Raw genomic sequence first — 271 nt, 5'->3', positions numbered from 1 at the left:
ACAATGATGTCTCGGTTTTTTCTTGGATTAAGTATTCAGTTTTCAACGTACAAGTCTGGTCATTACATGACCAATGGAGGCAAACGGGATCGAACCGATGACCTCCTGCTTGCAAAGCAGGTGCTCTCCCAGCTGAGCTATGCCCCCAAATTTATTCGACTTACAAGATGTTACTCCATCTTGGCTGAAATGTAAAGAAGCAATTTTCTTTCATTTCAATGGGCCTGGATGGACTTGAACCATCGACCTCACGCTTATCAAGCGTGCGCTC

General features: G+C 44.6%; 1 tRNA gene. It reads right to left on the bottom strand.

The annotated features are described in order from the left end of the window. Positions 1 to 74 precede the first annotated feature (74 nt). A tRNA-Ala gene (locus tag OCH80_RS10320) sits at positions 75 to 147 on the bottom strand. Positions 148 to 271: the final 124 nt, after the last annotated feature.

This window comes from Lactobacillus sp. 23-2 (assembly GCF_044902225.1).
GTDB classification, from domain to species: Bacteria; Bacillota; Bacilli; order Lactobacillales; family Lactobacillaceae; genus Lactobacillus; species Lactobacillus absianus.
This window is presented reverse-complemented; position numbering and strand designations above follow the sequence as displayed.